15 protein-coding genes, 1 tRNA gene and 1 pseudogene are annotated in these 16552 nt (G+C 69.8%); 6 read left to right on the top strand and 11 right to left on the bottom strand.

The features are described from left to right. The first annotated feature begins 40 nt into the window (after positions 1-40). From NLI01S_RS15015 to NLI01S_RS15005, 3 genes are all read left to right on the top strand, one after another. Positions 41-979 carry a GNAT family N-acetyltransferase gene (locus NLI01S_RS15015; RefSeq protein WP_067604820.1) on the top strand — a complete coding sequence of 313 codons (939 nt, stop codon included), beginning with the start codon at positions 41-43 and terminating at the stop codon, positions 977-979. Between the two features lie 379 nt (positions 980-1358). After that, positions 1359-1865 carry a thioesterase gene (locus NLI01S_RS15010; protein WP_190318475.1) on the top strand — a complete coding sequence of 169 codons (507 nt, stop codon included), beginning with the start codon at positions 1359-1361 and terminating at the stop codon, positions 1863-1865. After that, on the top strand, positions 1862-2188 hold the full coding sequence (locus tag NLI01S_RS15005) for a hypothetical protein (RefSeq protein ID WP_067604861.1): 327 nt from the start codon (positions 1862-1864) through the stop codon (positions 2186-2188). Before NLI01S_RS15010 ends, NLI01S_RS15005 begins: the two co-directional genes overlap by 4 nt. A gap of 80 nt (positions 2189-2268) precedes the next feature. Here the strand turns inward: NLI01S_RS15005 and NLI01S_RS15000 are convergent, their stop codons facing one another. From NLI01S_RS15000 to NLI01S_RS14990, 3 genes are read right to left on the bottom strand one after another with little or no spacing between them, the layout of a single operon-like run. Continuing rightward, positions 2269-3822: a tripartite tricarboxylate transporter permease gene (locus NLI01S_RS15000; RefSeq protein ID WP_067604818.1), complete on the bottom strand. Its 1554-nt coding sequence runs from the start codon at positions 3820-3822 to the stop codon at positions 2269-2271. A gap of 1 nt (position 3823) precedes the next feature. Beyond that, entirely contained in the window at positions 3824-4459 is a 636-nt protein-coding gene (locus NLI01S_RS14995; protein WP_084392608.1) for a tripartite tricarboxylate transporter TctB family protein, read from the bottom strand. After that, positions 4456-5448 (bottom strand): Bug family tripartite tricarboxylate transporter substrate binding protein, encoded by a 993-nt coding sequence (locus NLI01S_RS14990; protein ID WP_067604857.1) that lies wholly within the window; start codon positions 5446-5448, stop codon positions 4456-4458. The genes NLI01S_RS14995 and NLI01S_RS14990 overlap by 4 nt, the downstream gene beginning before the upstream one ends. Positions 5449-5733: 285 nt before the next feature. Here NLI01S_RS14990 and NLI01S_RS14985 point away from each other — a divergent pair, with 285 nt between their 5' ends. From NLI01S_RS14985 to NLI01S_RS14975, 3 genes are read left to right on the top strand one after another with little or no spacing between them, the layout of a single operon-like run. Continuing rightward, the gene (locus NLI01S_RS14985; protein ID WP_067604855.1) at positions 5734-6528 is read left to right on the top strand and encodes an IclR family transcriptional regulator; all 795 of its coding nucleotides are present in this window, start codon (positions 5734-5736) and stop codon (positions 6526-6528) included. Beyond that, positions 6525-7751, top strand: coding sequence for a CaiB/BaiF CoA transferase family protein (locus tag NLI01S_RS14980; protein WP_067604816.1), 1227 nt, complete (start codon positions 6525-6527; stop codon positions 7749-7751). The genes NLI01S_RS14985 and NLI01S_RS14980 overlap by 4 nt, the downstream gene beginning before the upstream one ends. Next, on the top strand, positions 7748-8593 hold the full coding sequence (locus tag NLI01S_RS14975; protein WP_223809252.1) for a citryl-CoA lyase: 846 nt from the start codon (positions 7748-7750) through the stop codon (positions 8591-8593). Before NLI01S_RS14980 ends, NLI01S_RS14975 begins: the two co-directional genes overlap by 4 nt. 177 nt (positions 8594-8770) lie before the next feature. Here the strand turns inward: NLI01S_RS14975 and NLI01S_RS14970 are convergent, their stop codons facing one another. The 8 genes and pseudogenes from NLI01S_RS14970 to NLI01S_RS14930 form a co-directional block, all read right to left on the bottom strand. Continuing rightward, positions 8771-9067, bottom strand: coding sequence for a hypothetical protein (locus NLI01S_RS14970; protein ID WP_067604853.1), 297 nt, complete (start codon positions 9065-9067; stop codon positions 8771-8773). A 436-nt stretch (positions 9068-9503) separates the two neighbouring features. Continuing rightward, positions 9504-10019, bottom strand: a complete 516-nt coding sequence (locus tag NLI01S_RS14965; RefSeq protein WP_223809254.1) for a hypothetical protein — start codon at positions 10017-10019, stop codon at positions 9504-9506. Positions 10020-10407: 388 nt separating this feature from the next. After that, positions 10408-12099 carry a dihydroxy-acid dehydratase gene (gene ilvD / locus NLI01S_RS14960; protein ID WP_067604811.1) on the bottom strand — a complete coding sequence of 564 codons (1692 nt, stop codon included), beginning with the start codon at positions 12097-12099 and terminating at the stop codon, positions 10408-10410. Between the two features lie 318 nt (positions 12100-12417). Beyond that, positions 12418-12534, bottom strand: a pseudogene (locus NLI01S_RS26055) (DUF397 domain-containing protein); the annotation flags it as partial. Between the two features lie 372 nt (positions 12535-12906). Further along, positions 12907-12982: transfer RNA gene (locus tag NLI01S_RS14945), tRNA-His, on the bottom strand. 67 nt (positions 12983-13049) lie between these two features. Beyond that, a complete protein-coding gene (gene orn / locus NLI01S_RS14940) occupies positions 13050-13700 on the bottom strand; it encodes an oligoribonuclease (protein WP_067604807.1) in 651 nt (216 codons plus the stop codon). 106 nt (positions 13701-13806) lie between these two features. After that, on the bottom strand, positions 13807-15699 hold the full coding sequence (locus tag NLI01S_RS25745; RefSeq protein WP_067604806.1) for a DUF2510 domain-containing protein: 1893 nt from the start codon (positions 15697-15699) through the stop codon (positions 13807-13809). A gap of 99 nt (positions 15700-15798) precedes the next feature. Then, positions 15799-16470 carry a hypothetical protein gene (locus NLI01S_RS14930; protein ID WP_067604805.1) on the bottom strand — a complete coding sequence of 224 codons (672 nt, stop codon included), beginning with the start codon at positions 16468-16470 and terminating at the stop codon, positions 15799-15801. Positions 16471-16552 lie beyond the last annotated feature (82 nt).

Here is a 16552-nt window from a genome sequence, read left to right as displayed (position 1 = left end):
TCCTTCGACAACGCGGGTCGCTCTTGCCAGGCTTGCCGGCATGGGAGATTTCGGTAGGGCCGAACTACGGCTGATGCAGGATCTGTCCCAGCGGGTGTCGGCGCGGAGACCGGAACTGGTCAACGGCGACGCGACCGTGGGTGAACTGGCCTGGGTCTGGGGCATGGCCCAGGACACCTTCGGGTCGTACTGGCGTCGTCGACTGTGGTTCGACGATGACCGGCCGGTCGCCTGGGGGTGGGCGCGCCTGCCGTACCGGATCCAGCGCGACGACGGGACGTTTCGCCAGACGAAGTCGGCCGAGCTGGTCTGGCAGACGGATCCGGACCGGCCGGAGCTGATCGACGAGGTCCTGGACTGGTACGACGAGGTGGCCGGCGACGTCGACCGGACGGTGACCGTGCAGATCGCCGATGCCCGGGCACGTGGGCGGGTCGAGGCGCACGGGTTCGTGTTCGACGTCGAGGACGGGGGCGATGACGGGCACTGGATCCAGACCAACGAACGCGACCTGGTCGATGTGCCGGAACCGGTGCTGCCCGAGGGGTTCCGGTTCGTGACGGCCGAGGAGGTGTCGCCGGCCGGGGCGGTGAAGGCGCATCGGGACGCCTGGCCGAACTCCCGGTTCACCGAGGCGGGGCTGGAGCGGGTCCGGGGCACCTGGCCCTACCGGGGCGACCTGCACGTGCTGGTGGAGGCGCCGGGCGGGACGCTCGCCGCGTCCGCGATCATCTGGCTGGACGAGGTCACGCGTTCCGCGGAGTTCGAGCCGGTCGGCACCCACGTCGACTTCCGACGCCGGGGACTGGGTTCGGCGTTGCAGTTGCACGGTATGCACCGGGCCAGGGCGGCGGGGGCGGAGCGCATGGTGGTCGCCTGCCTGGGCGCACCGGCGCACCCGTCCGCGCGGGGGTTGTACTACGGCGTGGGCTTTCGGGAGTTCACCCGTGACGTGCCCTACGTCAAGACCGTGGGGTGAGACGGGGTGCCGGGCCGTGGAAGTGTGCTCCGGGCCGGTGCGCCGTCGTTTCCCCTGGATGGGCTCGGGGTAGGGGCGCGAACACATAGTTCGCAAAAGGTGCAAATCAGACTTTCGGTTTGATTTCCGGTGCCTGGCGTCGGTCATGTCGACGCGCACCCACCCCACCGCTCGGAAGGGGGCGGAGGAAATGCAGCAGGATGATCACGGAACCGGTGGTTCCACGCGTCGTCGTACCCGCCACGGGGGCCGCAAGAGGCACAAGGGGCCCGGGCTGCGGCCCGAACGAGAGCTTGAAGCGCAGGTCGCGGAAGCGGAGGCCGAAGGAACGAGGACCCGCCCCGTGGAGCGACCCGGCACGGAAGGTGCGGGGAGGAAGGTGCCGCGGTCACGTGAGGAACGATCCGCCCGCGCCTCCACCACGAACGATCCCGACGTGTACCTCGACATCCCGGTCGTGAAGGTCGACGAGATCGAACTCGACGTCGAGGACCTCGCGGCGTCCGTCTCCTTGGAGGCCGACGTGCTGGACCTGCTCAGACTGAAGGTGGGAGTGGACGTCGAACTCGGCCATGTCGGACTCACCATCAAGGGGGTCGAGGCACAGGCGCTGCTCAAGGTCCAGCTCGACAACGTGCGAGAGATCATCGCCCGGGTCCTCAAGACCATCGACTCCAATCCACAGATCATCGAACACGTGGTCCGGGGGGTGGGCAGGTCGCTCGAAGAGGTGTCGGAGGGCACCGGCGAGGCCGTCGCGGGCGCCGGTCGGGGAGCCGGTGAAGCCGTCGCCGAGGCAGGGCAGGGCGCCGGAAGGGCACTGGAGGAGACGGCGGGCGCCGTCGGCGACGTGGTGGGGGACTTCGACGAGGAGGACGACGGATGAGGCGTCGCCGCGAGGACGACGTGGGCGAAGTGGACGACGTGGACGACGTCTACGACGTGGAGATCCGTGCGTCGGCGTCGGCGGAGGAATTGCTCTTCCACGAGGAACCGGACGTCCGGACCCGGGCACGAGGAACCCCCGAACGCGAGAGCCTCTCGGTCCGTGAACGCGACGGACTGCCTTGGCGGGTGCGTGCGGGAGGGGTGTATCGCAACGTCCACGTCGACTACCGGCTCGCCGCTGCCGTGAGGGAGCCCGACCCCGAACCCGAACCCGGGCAGGGGGATGACGGCCGGGGGAGCGGACCACCGGCGAGCGGGTGAAACGACCGACACCGTCCGCGCGCCCCGAGACCGGTCGGGAGTGCGCGCCCCGCGCCCTCCCGACCGGCCGTCCCCTCGGTTCACACCGTCGACGGGGTCTTGGGTTCCTCCGTCTCGGCCGGACTCCGGGACGAACGCACCCGCGCCACCACGACGATGCCCACGGCCGACAGGATGACGGCGTAGATGCCCAGGGTGATGGGACCGGTGAACATGACGCCCACGTCCCCCTGACCGATCGCCAGCCCGCGCCGCAGCTCACTCTCCGCCAAGGGGCCGAGGATGACGGCGATGAGCACCGGCGCCACGGGGATCGCGTAGCGGCGCATCATGAAGCCCAACAGTCCGAGCAGGATGAGCAGCCAGAGGTCGGTGATCGCGTAGGAGGAGGCGTAGACACCGAGCGCCGCGAAACCGGTGATCCCCGCGTACAGGTACCTCTTGGGGATGAGCAGCAGTTTGGCCCACAGCGGTGCGAACGGCAGGTTCAGGATCAGCAGCATCACACTGCCGATGAACAGGCTCGCCAGGAGCGCCCACACGAGGTCGGCGTTCCGTTCGAACAACAACGGTCCGGGCTGCATGCCGTACTGCTGGAAGGCGGCGAGCATGATGGCCGCGGTGGCCGACGTCGGTAGGCCGAGTCCGAGGAGGGCGCCCATGGCCGTGCCCGCGGTCGCGCTGGCGGCCGCTTCCGGTGCCGCCACCCCCTCGATGGCGCCCTTGCCGAATTCGTCGGGGCGCTTGCCCCGGCGGGCCCTGAGCTGGGACAACTTCCTTTCGGTTCCGTAGGCGAGGAACGTCGGGATCTCCGAGCCCCCGGCCGGGATGGTGCCGAAGGGAAGCCCGAAGCCCAGACCACGCAGCCAGGCCGGGATGGCGCGGCGCAGGTCGCCGCGTCCGAGCCAGAGCGTCCCTCCCGTCTTGACCGGTCGGGCGTCGGGCCCCTGCCGGTGGATGCGGGAGGCGACGTGGAGCACCTCTCCCAGGGCGAGCAGGCCGACGGTCACGGTGACGATGCCGATGCCCTCGAAGAGGGAGGGCACGCCCAAAGTGAACCGGGCGGCGCCGCTCTGCGCGTCGATGCCGACCATGGCGATGCCCAATCCCAGGGTCAGCGCGATGAGACCGCGCACCATGGACTGGGCGACGACCGCGGACGTGGCCACGAAGGCGAACACCGCCAGCGCGAAGTACTCGGCCGGACCGAATCGCAGGGCGATGTCGATGATGACGCCGGAGAAGAACGCGACCACCGCAGTGGAGACCACCGCACCGATGAACGCGCCGATCGCCGAGGTGGCCAGGGCCTGGGAGGCCTTGCCGCGCCTGGCCATCTTGTGGCCTTCGATCGCGGTGGCGATGGCCGAGCTGTTGCCCGGGGTGTTCATCAGGATCGACGTGGTGGAGTCACCGAACAGACCGCCGTAGTAGACGGCGGTGAACATGATGAACGCGCCGGTGGGATCGAGTTTGAAGGTGACCGGGAGCAGCAGGGCCACGGCCATGGCCGATCCCAGTCCGGGAAGCACGCCCACCGCGGTGCCGAGCACCACGCCGACGAACGCCCAGAGCAGGTTCTCGGGGGTCAGGGCGGAGGCGAAACCGCCGCCCAGGAGCATGAGGGTGTCCATGTCAGAGAAGCCCTCCCAGGATCCCCGAGGGCAGGTTCAGACCCAGCCCCGCGACGAAGGCGAGTTGGACGACGGCGGAGTAGACCAGGGCGACGGCCGCCTCGAACAGGGGCCGTTTCCCACCGAAGGCCCAACTCACACCGAAGAACAGCAGGGCCCCGGACAGCAACCAGCCCAGGGGTTGCAGCAGCAGCGTGAAGGCGACGACCGCCGCCAGGACCATGCCGACCGTACGCCAGTCGCTGTGGGAACCGGTGTGTTCGGATCCCCCGCGCACCTCGGCGGGGGCGGTCGCGGAGGTGTCTTCGGAGCCTTCGACGGACCCATCGACCACGTCGGCGCTCTCGGATCCTTCCTCCTGCGGCGCCGTCGTCGGTCGACGGACGACCTGGAGCACCAGGAGCGCGCCGAGCACCACCATCAGCCCGGACACCAGCCCGGGGAAGAGCCGGGGGCCGGGGCCGGTGGAGGTGTCGGGAACGTGCATGGTCAGGGTCTGGGAGGCGAGGAAGGCGCCGATGCCGATGACGAGCACACCGACGAAGAGCTCGCTGCGACCCCTCCACCAGGAATCTGGTGTGTGGCCGGTCGCGTCGCCCGACGAAACGGGCGGCGCGGATTCTCTGAGTGGGTTCAAGACAATCCCAGGTCCTCGGTGACGGCGGTGATACGGGTGATCTCTTCGCGCAGGAACGCCTCGAACTCGGGGCCGGACTGGAAGGTGTCGTCCCACTTGTTGCGTTGGAGGGTGTCCCGCCACTCGGGGGTGGCGACCATCTCCTCCACGATGGCCGTGAGCTCCGCGCGTTCGGCGTCGGTGATCCCCGGTGGCGCCATGAAGCCGCGCCAGTTGGGGAGCACGGCCTCCACGCCCTGTTCGGGGAGCGTGGGGTGCTCCTCCAATCCGGTGACCCGCTCGTGCGCGGAGACACCCAGGACACGGAGGGCGCCCGTCTCCACCTGGTCGCTGAACTCGTTGTAGCCGGAGACGCCCACGTCGATGCTGCCCGAGAGCAGTGAGGTGAGGGCCTGGGCTCCACCCGCGAAGGGGATGTAGTTGACGTCCGAGGGGGCGATGTCCTGGGAGCGGGCCGCGAGTCCGGCCAGGAGGTGGTCCGTGCCGCCGAGCGATCCGCCACCGACGGCCACCGCGCCCGGGTCGTCCTTCCAGGCCTCGATCAGGTCGCCCATGTCCTGGAGGGGGGAGTCGTCGCGCACCACGAAGACCTCGTAGTCGTCCGCCACCCGGGCGATGGGGACCACGTCCTCCAGCGTCTGGGCGGAGTCGTTGACGATGATGCCGCCGATCATGACGGTCCCCGTGGTCATCAGTGTCGTGGCGCCGCCCTCCCGCCGCACGGTCTGGGCGAGACCGATCGTGCCCCCTGCTCCGGGCAGGTTGAGGACCTGGGTGTTGGCCACGATGTCGTTCAGCCGCATCGAGTGCTGCGCCTCTCGCGCGACCAGGTCCCAACCGCCGCCCGGGTCGGCGGGCACCACGATGTCCACTCTCGCCCGGGCCTGGGACTCGTGCGTCTGCGAGAGCGCGGCGTTCACCCCGGCGGCACCCACGACGAGCGCCGCGCACACGGCCCCCACCGCACGCAGGGTCCGCTGCTTGTCCATCTTCACTCCCTCTCGACCTCCTGGTCCACTAGGTGGACCGAATAGGCCGCTGATTGGTTCAGAGAATGATGCAAATCACTCGGTGTGGTGTCAATGCGTCCCGAGGATCTTTCCCTAACGAAGTCGTCACGCCGTTCGGCCCACCTCCTCTTCTGGGTGGGGCGTGGGGGGAGGGCCAGGTGGCCCACGGCCACTGGTGGATGGCGCTCCCTTGGGTTAACCTGTCTCGTATCGAACCATCTAGCAGTCCAATGGGTCCGTCAGGTGGACCAGGGTGGGAGGGTGATGGCCGGGGAAGCCGAAGGGGGAGTGCGCAGTGTGGTGCGCGCCCTCGACCTGCTGGACCTCTACGACGAGAGGAACCAGCGCTACACCACGCGAGAACTGGTGGGACTGACCGGACTGGCCAAGACCACCGTCCTGCGTCTGGTCGGGACCCTCGAACAGCGCGGCCTGTTGTGGACGGGACCGGACGGTCGCGTCGGAGCCGGCCCGGGGCTACTGCGCTGGGCGCGTCTGGCCCACGCGATCTGGCAGGTACCGGAGACCATTCGCGCGATCATGCGAGAACTCACGGTCGAGACGTCCGAGACGGTCAACCTGTACGTACGAGCGGACACCGTTCGCGTCTGCGTCGCCCAGGAAGAGGGGCCCCAACGCCTCCGCCACGTCGTCAACACCGGTGAGGAGATGCCGCTCTGGGGCGGCGCCGCCAGCAAGGTCCTCCTGGTCGGGGCCCCCACGTCGGTGGTACGGCGGGTCGCCGCCGCGTCTCCCCAGGGGCCGAGGTACGCCGACCGGCTGCTCACCGAGATCGCCGATGCCCGGACCCGGGGCTTCGCGGTCAGCCATGGTGAGCGCGAACACGGTGCCTCCGGTGTGGCCGCACCCGTGTACGGAGCCCAAGGAGGGCCCACCCCCGTTGCCGCGCTCGCCGTCGGCGGGCCCACCGCCCGTTTCACCGAGGCCGCGGTCCGCGTCTTCGGCGGCGCCGTGAGCGAGGCCGCAGAGCGCATCGGTCGGATCGGATTCGACCCGGCCTCGGGGAACACGGACTCCCACGAGAAGGAGAAGAGATGAGCGCCTCGACGGCGGCCAAGGACGACCTCCCCCTGGCGGGGATCCGGGTCCTGGACCTGACCAACGTCCTGGCCGGACCCTTCGCGGGATACCAACTCGCGCTGATGGGGGCGGACGTGGTCAAGGTGGAGGTCCCTGGGGCGGGTGACCTCGCACGACAACTCGGGGCCTCGCCGGAACTGAACCGGGAACGCCTGGGCGCCTCCTTCCTCGCCCAGAACGCGGGCAAGAGGTCACTGACCCTGAACCTGAAGTCCGCCGAGGGACGGCAGGTGATGAAACGCCTGATCGGCGACGCGGACGTGCTGGTGGAGAACTTCCGTCCAGGGGTCATGGACCGCCTGGGGTTCGGCTGGGACGAACTACGCGACACCAATCCGGGGCTGGTGTACTGCGCCGTCTCCGGTTTCGGGGCCGACGGTCCGCTGAGCGACCGACCCGCCTACGACCAGATCATCCAAGGGCTATCCGGCATGATGGACGCCACCGGAACCCAGGAGAGCGGCCCCCTGCGCGCGGGCTTCCCCATCGCCGACGTCATGGGCGGAGTCGCCGCGGCGTTCGCCATCGGCAGCGCCCTCGTCCGACGCGAGCGCACCGGTCGGGGCTCCCACCTCGACGTCTCCATGCTGGAGACCGCCATCACCGCTCTGGGTTGGGGTGCCTCCAACCACCTCTCGGCCGGCGTGGAACCCACCAGGATCGGAAACGAGAACGCCACCGCGGCGCCCTCCGGCACCTTCTCCACCGCCCAGGGCATGCTCAACATCGCGGCCAACAAACAGGAACAGTACGAGATCCTGTGCCACCGGATCGGCTCCCCCGAACTCCTCGACGACCCCCGCTTCGCCACACGTGAGAGCCGCAAGGCCAACCGCGTCGAGTTGCGCGAGGTGATCGAGGAACACCTGGCGAAGCGGACCGCGGCCGACTGGGAGGAGACCCTCTCCGCGGCCGGGGTCCCCGCGGCCCGGGTCCTCAGCGTTCGCGACGCCCTCGAACTCGAACAGATCGACCACCGTGGCCTCGTGCGCACGCTCCCCTTCCCCGGGGACGAGGCCCGCGAACTGCGCGTTCTCGGGACCGGTGTACACGTGGACGGAGCGTCCCTGGGCCCGGACCGGTCACCGCCCCTGCTGGGCGAACACACCGACCAGATCCTCCAAGAGGCCGGATTCGAACAGGCCGACATCGACGCGCTCAGAGAGGCCGGTGCGCTGTGACCGCTCCGAACGAGCAGGTGATGACCCACCAGGAGATCGGAGACTGGTGGTCGAACTCCCTGACGCGGATCGCGCCGGGTGAGATCGAACTGCGCGGCTACCCGGTACAGGACGTCATCGGCCGCTACGGGTTCGTCCAGGTGGTCTGGCTCATGCTCCGGGGGGAACTTCCCGAGCCGGCCCAGGCCCGCATGCTGGAGTCGGCGATGGTGGCCGGCGTCGACCACGGCCCACAGGCGCCCTCCATCGCCGCCGCCCGCATGGCCGCCACGTGCGGACTGGGGCTCAACAACGCGGTCGCCACGGGCGTCAACCTCCTGGGCGACGTGCACGGAGGTGCCGGCCAGCAGTGCGTCGCGCTCCTGAACCGGATGGTGGACCAGCGCTCCGACGGCACCGACGCGGACGAGGTCGCCGAGGCGATCGTCGACGAGTACCGGGAGAAGGGTGCCTACATGCCCGGCTTCGGGCACCGCTTCCACCCACGGGACCCCCGTCGGGATCCGCTCCTGGCCATGGTGGAGGAGGCGGTCGAGGACGGGACCGTCGACGCCGGGCCCCTCGAATCCGCGCTGGCCCTGGAACGGGCCTTGGCGCAGCGCAGGGGGCGACCCGTCCCCATGAACATCGACGGAGCCACGGCCACCGTCTACGCCTCCCTGGGCTTGGACGCGGAACTGGCCAGGGGGCTCTTCGTGCTCTCCCGTTCGGTCGGCATCCTCGCGCACGCCTGGGAGGAGAGCAACAGCGGGGCCCGGATCAAGGGACCCCTCCCGCGCTCGGTGCTCGCCGGTTACACGGGACCCGAGACCCGTGTGCCGGGCGAGCGGAGCGATGACTGATCCTCGCTGAGGGCCATGGGTCCTCCACCGAGTCCGTGATCCGTTTCCGGGCCGGTCGGATCCATCGAACAGGACACTGTCCGTCGTCACCGAGATCGGTGGCGGCGGGCACGTCGACGCATCCGGTGCGGCCACCGCGACCGAGAGGGCGGGTGTCCTTCCGATCAGCCCGTCCGGTCAGCCCAGGGCGACGAACATGACGACGTTCGCCGCCACGTAGAGCACGGTCGCGACCACCAGGCCGAGGAGCATCACCCGGACCGCGGGCCTTTTCTTGACCAGGCGCACGATCGCCCAGACGGTGACGACCAGCCAGATCACCCACGGCGAGAAGATCATCAGTGGCAGGGCCACCTCGACTGCGGCGCCGCAGTCGCTCCCGCAGCTCGCGGTCGCCATGACCGAGAAGAAGCCCCAAAGACTCGCCAGGAGACAGACCGGCGGCGCCAGACAGATGAGGACGAGCGTGATCACCCTGTCCGCGGTCGACCCCTGCCCGTGTCGAGACACGGTGCTCGGTGGATGACCGGGCCGGTGGGTGTTCGGGGGGACCCCGAAAGGGGACGTCGGATGCATGAGCGCCATCCTGACACGCGCACGGGTCGCCGGCCAGAGTGATCCCCTTCCGGTTTCACCGCCGTTCAACTCCGTCGGGGGAGCGGTGAGGAGGAGGCCGATATCCCGGCCGCGCGGCGACACCCTTTGGAGGCGGCCCCGCCGGCACCAGAACCTCCCCCGGGAAAGGTACGTGTTTCGAGCAGGCGCTGGAACCGGTGATCGAACTCGATGATCCGGTCCAGGCGGGGGCCCTTGCAGCGGGCCGAAGCACCGGTCCTCCTGGCGGCGGCCCACCGACGGACCGGTGAACCGCCCGATGCCGGATGGCCGAGCCCGCCGAAGGAACGTCCGGCTACTGCTGGTGGGGATTCTGGTCCCAGGGACCATGCCGCGGAGGCTGGGGATGCCGGCCGTGGTCCTGGGGCGGGTGCTGCTGAGGGTACTGCCGGGTCGGGTAGGGGCCCGGGTACCGCTGCCGGGGGTGGTGGCTCGCCTCGTGCTGCCGCAGATACTCCAGGTTGGCGGCCCGGTTGTGGACCGCGAAGAACCACTTGGACATGGGGTGGTGCAGTTGGACCAGCGCGGTGATGGCCGCCGGGAGCAGGAAGAGCGCCCAGAGGAAACCGGTTCCACTGATCAACATCAGCGACTGTAGAACGATCTGAATGATCAGGACCACCTTGGCCATGGTGCGTGCCCAAGAACGGCCACGGACCAGGGGGATCGCGGTCAAGGCCAGAAGGGTTGCCATGAAGGTCCACGGCAGGGAGTAGCCGAACGCGTAGCCGGGCTCCACTCCGGCAAAGGGCACGGTGGCCATGTTGAGGGCGAAGATGACCAACGCGAGGGCCACGGTGAGCCAGATCATCACGGCCACGGTCTTCACCTGGCCGGGAACGGGCACCTGCTCCGGGGAGGGGAGCGGGCCGGGGTATGGATGCCGGGGGTACATGGGGGGCCTTCGTCATGAGGAGGATGGTGGGGCGCCGCAGGTGGCTTCTACCGTGACCGGTAGGCGGAACCCCGAGGGGAGAGAACCGTCGAAGCGGAACCAGTGCATAGTTTAGTGGTCGTTTCGACACGTTTCGTGGCGGGGCGTTCGGACGGATCCAGACCTCACGTTTTCGCTGTACCGAGCGACTTCCCCCTGTAGGAAGGGAGCCGGCACGACCACCGCACACCGGCTCCCCGGATACACGGACTCTCACCTCCGCAGCCCGTGTGATGCCCTCGACGGCCGAAGTGAGTGGAGCGGGTCACTGTGTGATGGCGCCGGTGGACGCGGAGTGGACGAGTTTCGCGTACTTGCCGAGGACGCCTTCCGGGAACCTGTTGGGCAGAGGCCGCCAGTGTTCTCGGCGCGCCCGGAGTTCTTCCGGGTCGACGTGGAGAGCGATGGTGCGCTCGGCGATGTCGACGGTGACGCGGTCCCCCTCGTGGATGAGCGCGATGGGTCCGCCCTCGACCGCCTCCGGGGCGATGTGACCCACGCACAGGCCCGTGGTGCCGCCGGAGAAACGTCCGTCGGTCAGTAGCAGGACGTCGCGGCCCAGCCCCGCGCCCTTGATGGCGGCGGTGATGGCCAGCATCTCCCGCATCCCGGGACCGCCCTTGGGGCCCTCGTAGCGGATCACCACGACGTCCCCCTCGCGGAGCTCACCGGCGCTCAACGCCTCCAACGCCGCCTGCTCGCGTTCGAACACCCGCGCGGGGCCGGTGAAGACCGCGGTGTCGAAACCCGCGGTCTTCACGACCGCCCCCTGCGGTGCGAGCGATCCGCGCAGGACCGTGATGCCACCGGTGGGGTGGAGGGGATCGTCGAGGTGGCGAAGGACGGTTCCGTCGATCGGGTCCGGTGCGAGTTCCTGGAGGTTCTCCGCGACGGTCCCGCCCGTGACGGTGAGTGCGTCACCGTGCAGCAGCCCCGCGTCCAGGAGCGACTTCATCAGAACGGGGATGCCGCCGACACGGTCGACGTCGTTCATGACGTACCTGCCGAACGGCTTGAGATCGCCGATGTGGGGGACGCGGTCGCAGATCCGGTTGAAGTCGTCGAGTTCGAGATCGACCTTCGCCTCGTGGGCGATGGCGAGCAGGTGCAGGACGGCGTTGGTGGATCCGCCGAGCGCCATGACCACGGTGATGGCGTTCTCGAACGCCTGCTTCGTCATGATGTCGCGCGCGGTGATCCCCTGTTCGAGCATGGCGACCACCGCCTCACCGGACCGGTGCGCGTGATGGTCGCGGCGTCGGTCGGCGGACGGGGGAGCGGTGGAACCGGGCAGGCTCATACCCATCGCCTCGGCGATCGCCGCCATGGTGTTGGCCGTGAACATGCCACCGCAGGCGCCCTCGCCGGGGCAGATGGCGCGTTCGATCCGGTCGAGGTCATCGACGCCCATCCGCCCGGCCTTGCAGGCTCCGACGCCTTCGAAGGCGTCGATGAGCGTCACGTCCTTCTCGGTGCCGTCGGCCAGCTTCACCCATCCGGGCGCGATGGTGCCCGCGTACATGAAGACGGAGGCCAGGTCCAGGCGCGCGGCCGCCATGAGCATGCCGGGCAGTGACTTGTCGCAGCCCGCCAGCAGGACCGATCCGTCCAGGCGCTCCGCCTGCATGACCGTCTCGACCGAGTCGGCGATCACCTCACGTGAGACGAGGGAGAAGTGCATGCCCTCGTGGCCCATGGAGATGCCGTCGGAGACGGAGATCGTGCCGAATTCCAGGGGGTAGCCGCCACCGGCGTGTACGCCACCCTTCGCGGCGCGCGCGAGACGGTCCAGGGAGAGGTTGCAGGGGGTGATCTCGTTCCACGAGCCGGCGACGCCGATGAGCGGTTTGTCCCAGTCGCCGTCGCCCATACCGAGTGCCCGGAGCATGCCACGGCTGGGGGCGGCCTCGATGCCGTCGGTGACGGTGCGGCTGCGCGGTTTCGGATCGATGCCCATATCGGTTCCTCGCACGGAGTCGTCAGTGGACCGGTCCACGGATTCCCTCCCCGTGGACCCGGTGTGCTCCGTGCCTTTCCTGTTCGGGGGCCTGTCAACCCTGTCGGGGCGGTACCGGAGAACGGAATTCGCCAGGGCGGGGCCGGGTGGTGTTCGCCCTCGACCAGGGCGAGCCGGCGGGGTACGGGTTCCATGAGGTGGCCGCGGTCGGGACGGTAACGATCCCCCGGCTCGCTCGAAGGATCGCTCAAGGGGACCGTGCACGTCGTGAGGGGGCCACGCTCTACCTGGAGAACGGCGAGGTCGTCGCGTAACGGGTTATCGGTGGCTGTGCAGGGTGGTCTCGACGAAGGCGTTCCACTCCGCGCGGGTGGAGGTCAGGTGGCCCGGCCCTCTGTTCTGGGTGTCTCGCACGTCGGCCCCGGCCTGGTGCTCGTACAGGGCGTCGGCCCCGTGGGTGCGCTCGGCGATCTCGTGCAGCCAGGCGCGGCGGCCGGATCCGGTGAGTTCCTCCCAGAGACGTTCCAGTCGTCCGCCGCCTTGCAGGATCTCGTCGAAGGCCCGGCGCAGCCACGGCCGTGGCCCGGCCTTGCCCTTCTCGACGTCGGACACATGAGAGTTGCTGATCGCGGTGCCGCGCCGGCTGATCCGGCGCGCGACGGCCTCCTACGTCAGTTCGGCTTCGGTTCGTAGCCGGAGTTCGATGACCTGGCCGCCGCGGTACGCACCTGGTCGGGTCCGGCGACCTGAACCGGCCCTGGGAACGACGAAGGGCCCCGATCTTTCCAGATCGGGGCCCTTCGCCTCTGGGGTGAGTGACGGGACTTGAACCCGCGACTTCTTGGACCACAACCAAGTGCTCTACCGACTGAGCTACACCCACCATGTCCGCCGGGCCTCTCGGCCCTGCGTACGTATGTAATCCTAGCGGACTCCGGGGAGTGCTTCGATCACTTTTCGGGGGAGGGTTGGGCGAGAGCCGCGTCACGCGCCTTGAAGCCCGTGCCGCCCTCGACGGTCTCGGTGGCGATGGCGCGGGCCGTCGCGGAGTCCGGGCCGGGGTCGGCGACGAAGGCGGCGGCGCGGAAGTAGCGCAGCTCCCTGATGCTCTCGGTGATGTCGGCCAGCGCCCGGTGGCCGCCGTTCTTCTCCGGGCTCGCGTAGTACACGCGCGGGTACCAGCGGCGCAGCAGCTCCTTGATGGAGGACACGTCGACCATCCGGTAGTGCAGGAACTCGTCGATGCGCTTCATGTCGCGGGCCAGGAAGGTGCGGTCGGTGGCGATGGAGTTGCCGCACAGGGGCGCCTTTCCCGGCTCGGACACGTACCGGCGGATGTGCTCCAGGACGCGGTCCTCGGCCTCCTTCAGCGTCACGCCCTTGTCGAGCTCCTCCAGCAGGCCCGAGGTGGTGTGCATGTTCCGGACGAAGTCGCCCATCCGGTCCAGCGTCGACTGCGGGGGTTTGATGACGATGTCGACACCCTCGTCGAGGATGTTGAGTTCGCTGTCGGTGATGAGACAGGCCACCTCGATCAACGCGTCGTTCTCGAAGTCGAGGCCGGTCATCTCGCAGTCGATCCACACCAAGCTGTCGTTCATACCGGTCAGCTTAGGGGTTTCGGGCCGTGAATCGGACGACGGGCGGGGTGCCGGGTCCCGTGACCCGACACCCCGCGCACGTTTCATCCAAAGCCGTTCGCTCCGGTCAGTCCCAGACGAACGGGTCGGACATCCCCGGAGGGTTGCCGAGGTCGAAGATGGCGTACATCCAGTCCCACACGTCCCAGAACTGCAGGTAGCCCAGAACCACGACGACCAGGATGATCAGTGCCAGGAAGAAGCAGCCGCACCCGCAGCAGCTCTTCTTCTTTTTCTGCTGCGGCGGTCGGCCGTACGGGTTGCCGTGCGGACCGGGCGGAGGGTTGTGACCCCACTGCGGACCACTCGGGGGAGGCCCACCGTGGCCGGGAGGCCGCCCCGGGCCACCTGGGGCGCCGCCCATCGGGGGCTGACCGGGAGGCGGACCGTAACCTTGTGGGGGACGACCGTGCTGTGGCATCGGGGGCTGTCCGGGAGGCGGACCGAAATGCTGGGGCGGCCGGCCGTACTGCTGGTGAGGGGGCGGTCCCTGGGGCGGATATCCCGGAGGCGGGAAACCTGGAGGGGGGTTGTTGGGTCCCGACGGGGGGCGGTGGGGGATCTGCTGAGCACCCGAGGGGGCCTGCTGGGCGCCGGACGGCGGCTGCTGACCGGGGAAGACGCCGGGTGGCGGGGCGGCGGGGGCGTGTCCCGGCTGGGGTCCCGAAGGCGGCTGTTGGGCGCCGGGCCGGGGCTGACCCGGGTTCTGTGGGGTCCACTCCGCGGGCGGAGTCCCCGCGGGCGCGCCCGGGGTTCCGGGAGTTCCGGGGTGGCCGGGGGTTTCGGCCTCACCAGGGGCGCCGGGGGTGCCGGGCGGTGTGCCCGGGGGAACGGGGGGAGCGTTCTTGGCGGCCTCTTCGGCGCGCTCACGCTCCTCCTCGGCCCGCTGTCGAGCCTCCTCGGCCTGCTTCTGGGCCTCGGCCTCCTTGCGGACCCGCTCCTCCTCGCGCTTCTTGGCGGCCTCTTCCTCGGCCTGGCGGCGCTGTTCCTTGCGCTCCTCGGAAAGGTCGGCCCAGCCTTCCTTGAGGTTGCCGAGGAACTTGTTGAACTTGCCGCCCTTGTCGTCCTCGGATTCGCCGGAACCCTGTTCGACGCCGCCGGAGAACATCGGGTCGTTGGGGTCGAAGACGGCGGTACCGCCGGGGGCAGGCGCTCCGGCCCCGGGGTCGAACACCGCGGTGCGCGGTGCCTCGCCGGCCTCGTCCGGGTTGAAGACGGCCGTGCGGGGAGCGTCGCCGGCCCCGCCGGTGCCGATCTCGTCGGGGTCGAACACGGCGGTGCGCGGTGCCTCGCCGACGCCACCACCGCTCCCGAGGTCGGCCGTGGGCGTCTCGTCGCCGGTCAGGTCCGCGGTGGGAAGCCCGTCCTCACCGGTTCGGGGCAGGTCGGAAGGGTCGACCCGGATGGTCGCGCCGGTGTCACCACCCGGGGCGTCGACCGGTGCGCCGTCTCTGAGGTCTCGGGCGGCGCCACCGAGGTCCGCGGTGGCCTCGTCGTCCTCGTCCCGACTCCAGGACGGGTCGATCCGCATGGTGCTCGGTTCGTCACCGACGGTCGGGGGCGGCGTGGGGGTGGCGGCCGACTCCTGCCAGGAGGGGTCGATCCGGACGGTGCCCTGGTCGTCGTCGGACCCGGCGGGGGGCCCGGGTGTGGGGGAGGCCTGCCGAGCCCATGAGGGATCGATCCGCATGGTGCTCGGTTCGTCTTCGATCGGAGCGGGCGACGGCGCCGGCGAACCCAGCCGGACCGTGCCCGCCTCTTCGTCATCCGTGGGAGCGGTGCCCCCGTCCTGTCCGCCCAGGTAGGTGGTGGCGGGTTCCCCGTCGGAGCCATCGGCGCCGCCCTGGAGCTCACTCAGTGAACGGGTATGCCGCGTCCACCCCTCGCCGTTCCACCATCTGAGTGTCTGTGCGTCACCCTGCGGGTCCGCGTACCAACCCGGCTCGATAGATCCACCCATGGGCGACAGACTAAGGGGTTTCGGAGCCGTACTTGACCAGTGGTATCCGTTTCTCCGAGAAGGTGGGGAATCGGGGGTTCGCGGCCTCGCTGAAAGTATCTATATAGTCACCGAGGGTTGTGGCTCCTGGTGCGAGCGAGGCCTCACCGAACCCTTCGGGAACGGGGGCGCCCCCTGCCCGCCGGACGCCCCGGAACCACCACCGGAGAGCAGCCGACCGACGGAGACGGGCCCGGGAGCGTGAGCGACCGAACCCGGTACCTGGTCGTGGCCGAAGTGGCCGCCCCGGGACCAACACCGCACCGCCGCCTCGACCGTGGCCCCGCCCCCGACGCCCGTGCGTCCGGGAGGTCCGGCCGGCCAGGTCCGGGACACGCCCCAGGAGTCCAGCCACTCCAGGAGCGTGGACAGGCCCGTCATGGGACCGTCGGTGAAGGGCCGCTCCCTCGTGCCCACCACCGCCACCACGAGGCACACGCGCCCCTCGTCTCCGTGGTCCAGGTGGCGGCCGAAGATCGCGGTGCCGCCCAGCGCCATCCCCGCCCGGCGGGTGGCGGCGAGCAGCTGGACGACCCGCCCGCTCACCGGGTTCCACACCAGGTGCGTGGTCCGGCCCTCCTGGATCAGTCGCCGTGCCTCCTCGGCCGCCGACCACACGCCCGGATCGCTGCCGGTCACCGTCCAGACCGCTCGCGGGGCCCCGGCCCCCTTCACCGTGTGGGCGGGCCCGCCGTCGATCCTCTCGGCACCGGGCATCCACGCCTTCGCCATGGCACTCCCATTCGGTCGTACTGCTCGTCGTGCCTGGGGATCCGGGGCGAGAGGGCCTGCGGCGGCCCGGATCCAGGTCTAT

This window comes from Nocardiopsis listeri NBRC 13360 (assembly GCF_001570765.1).
In the GTDB taxonomy this organism is placed as follows: domain Bacteria; phylum Actinomycetota; class Actinomycetes; order Streptosporangiales; family Streptosporangiaceae; genus Nocardiopsis; species Nocardiopsis listeri.
Note: the sequence above shows the minus strand (reverse complement) of the source record. Positions and strands in the feature narration are given on the sequence as shown.

Coding starts and splice junctions, on each gene's coding strand:
- NLI01S_RS15015 (WP_067604820.1), top strand. CDS start 41: ATGGGAGATTTCGGTAGGGCCGAACTACGGCTGATGCAGGATCTGTCC.
- NLI01S_RS15005 (WP_067604861.1), top strand. CDS start 1,862: ATGAGGCGTCGCCGCGAGGACGACGTGGGCGAAGTGGACGACGTGGAC.
- NLI01S_RS15000 (WP_067604818.1), bottom strand. CDS start 3,822: ATGGACACCCTCATGCTCCTGGGCGGCGGTTTCGCCTCCGCCCTGACC.
- NLI01S_RS14990 (WP_067604857.1), bottom strand. CDS start 5,448: ATGGACAAGCAGCGGACCCTGCGTGCGGTGGGGGCCGTGTGCGCGGCG.
- NLI01S_RS14985 (WP_067604855.1), top strand. CDS start 5,734: ATGGCCGGGGAAGCCGAAGGGGGAGTGCGCAGTGTGGTGCGCGCCCTC.
- NLI01S_RS14980 (WP_067604816.1), top strand. CDS start 6,525: ATGAGCGCCTCGACGGCGGCCAAGGACGACCTCCCCCTGGCGGGGATC.
- NLI01S_RS14965 (WP_223809254.1), bottom strand. CDS start 10,019: ATGATCTGGCTCACCGTGGCCCTCGCGTTGGTCATCTTCGCCCTCAAC.
- ilvD (WP_067604811.1), bottom strand. CDS start 12,099: ATGGGCATCGATCCGAAACCGCGCAGCCGCACCGTCACCGACGGCATC.
- orn (WP_067604807.1), bottom strand. CDS start 13,700: ATGAACGACAGCTTGGTGTGGATCGACTGCGAGATGACCGGCCTCGAC.
- NLI01S_RS25745 (WP_067604806.1), bottom strand. CDS start 15,699: ATGGGTGGATCTATCGAGCCGGGTTGGTACGCGGACCCGCAGGGTGAC.
- NLI01S_RS14930 (WP_067604805.1), bottom strand. CDS start 16,470: ATGGCGAAGGCGTGGATGCCCGGTGCCGAGAGGATCGACGGCGGGCCC.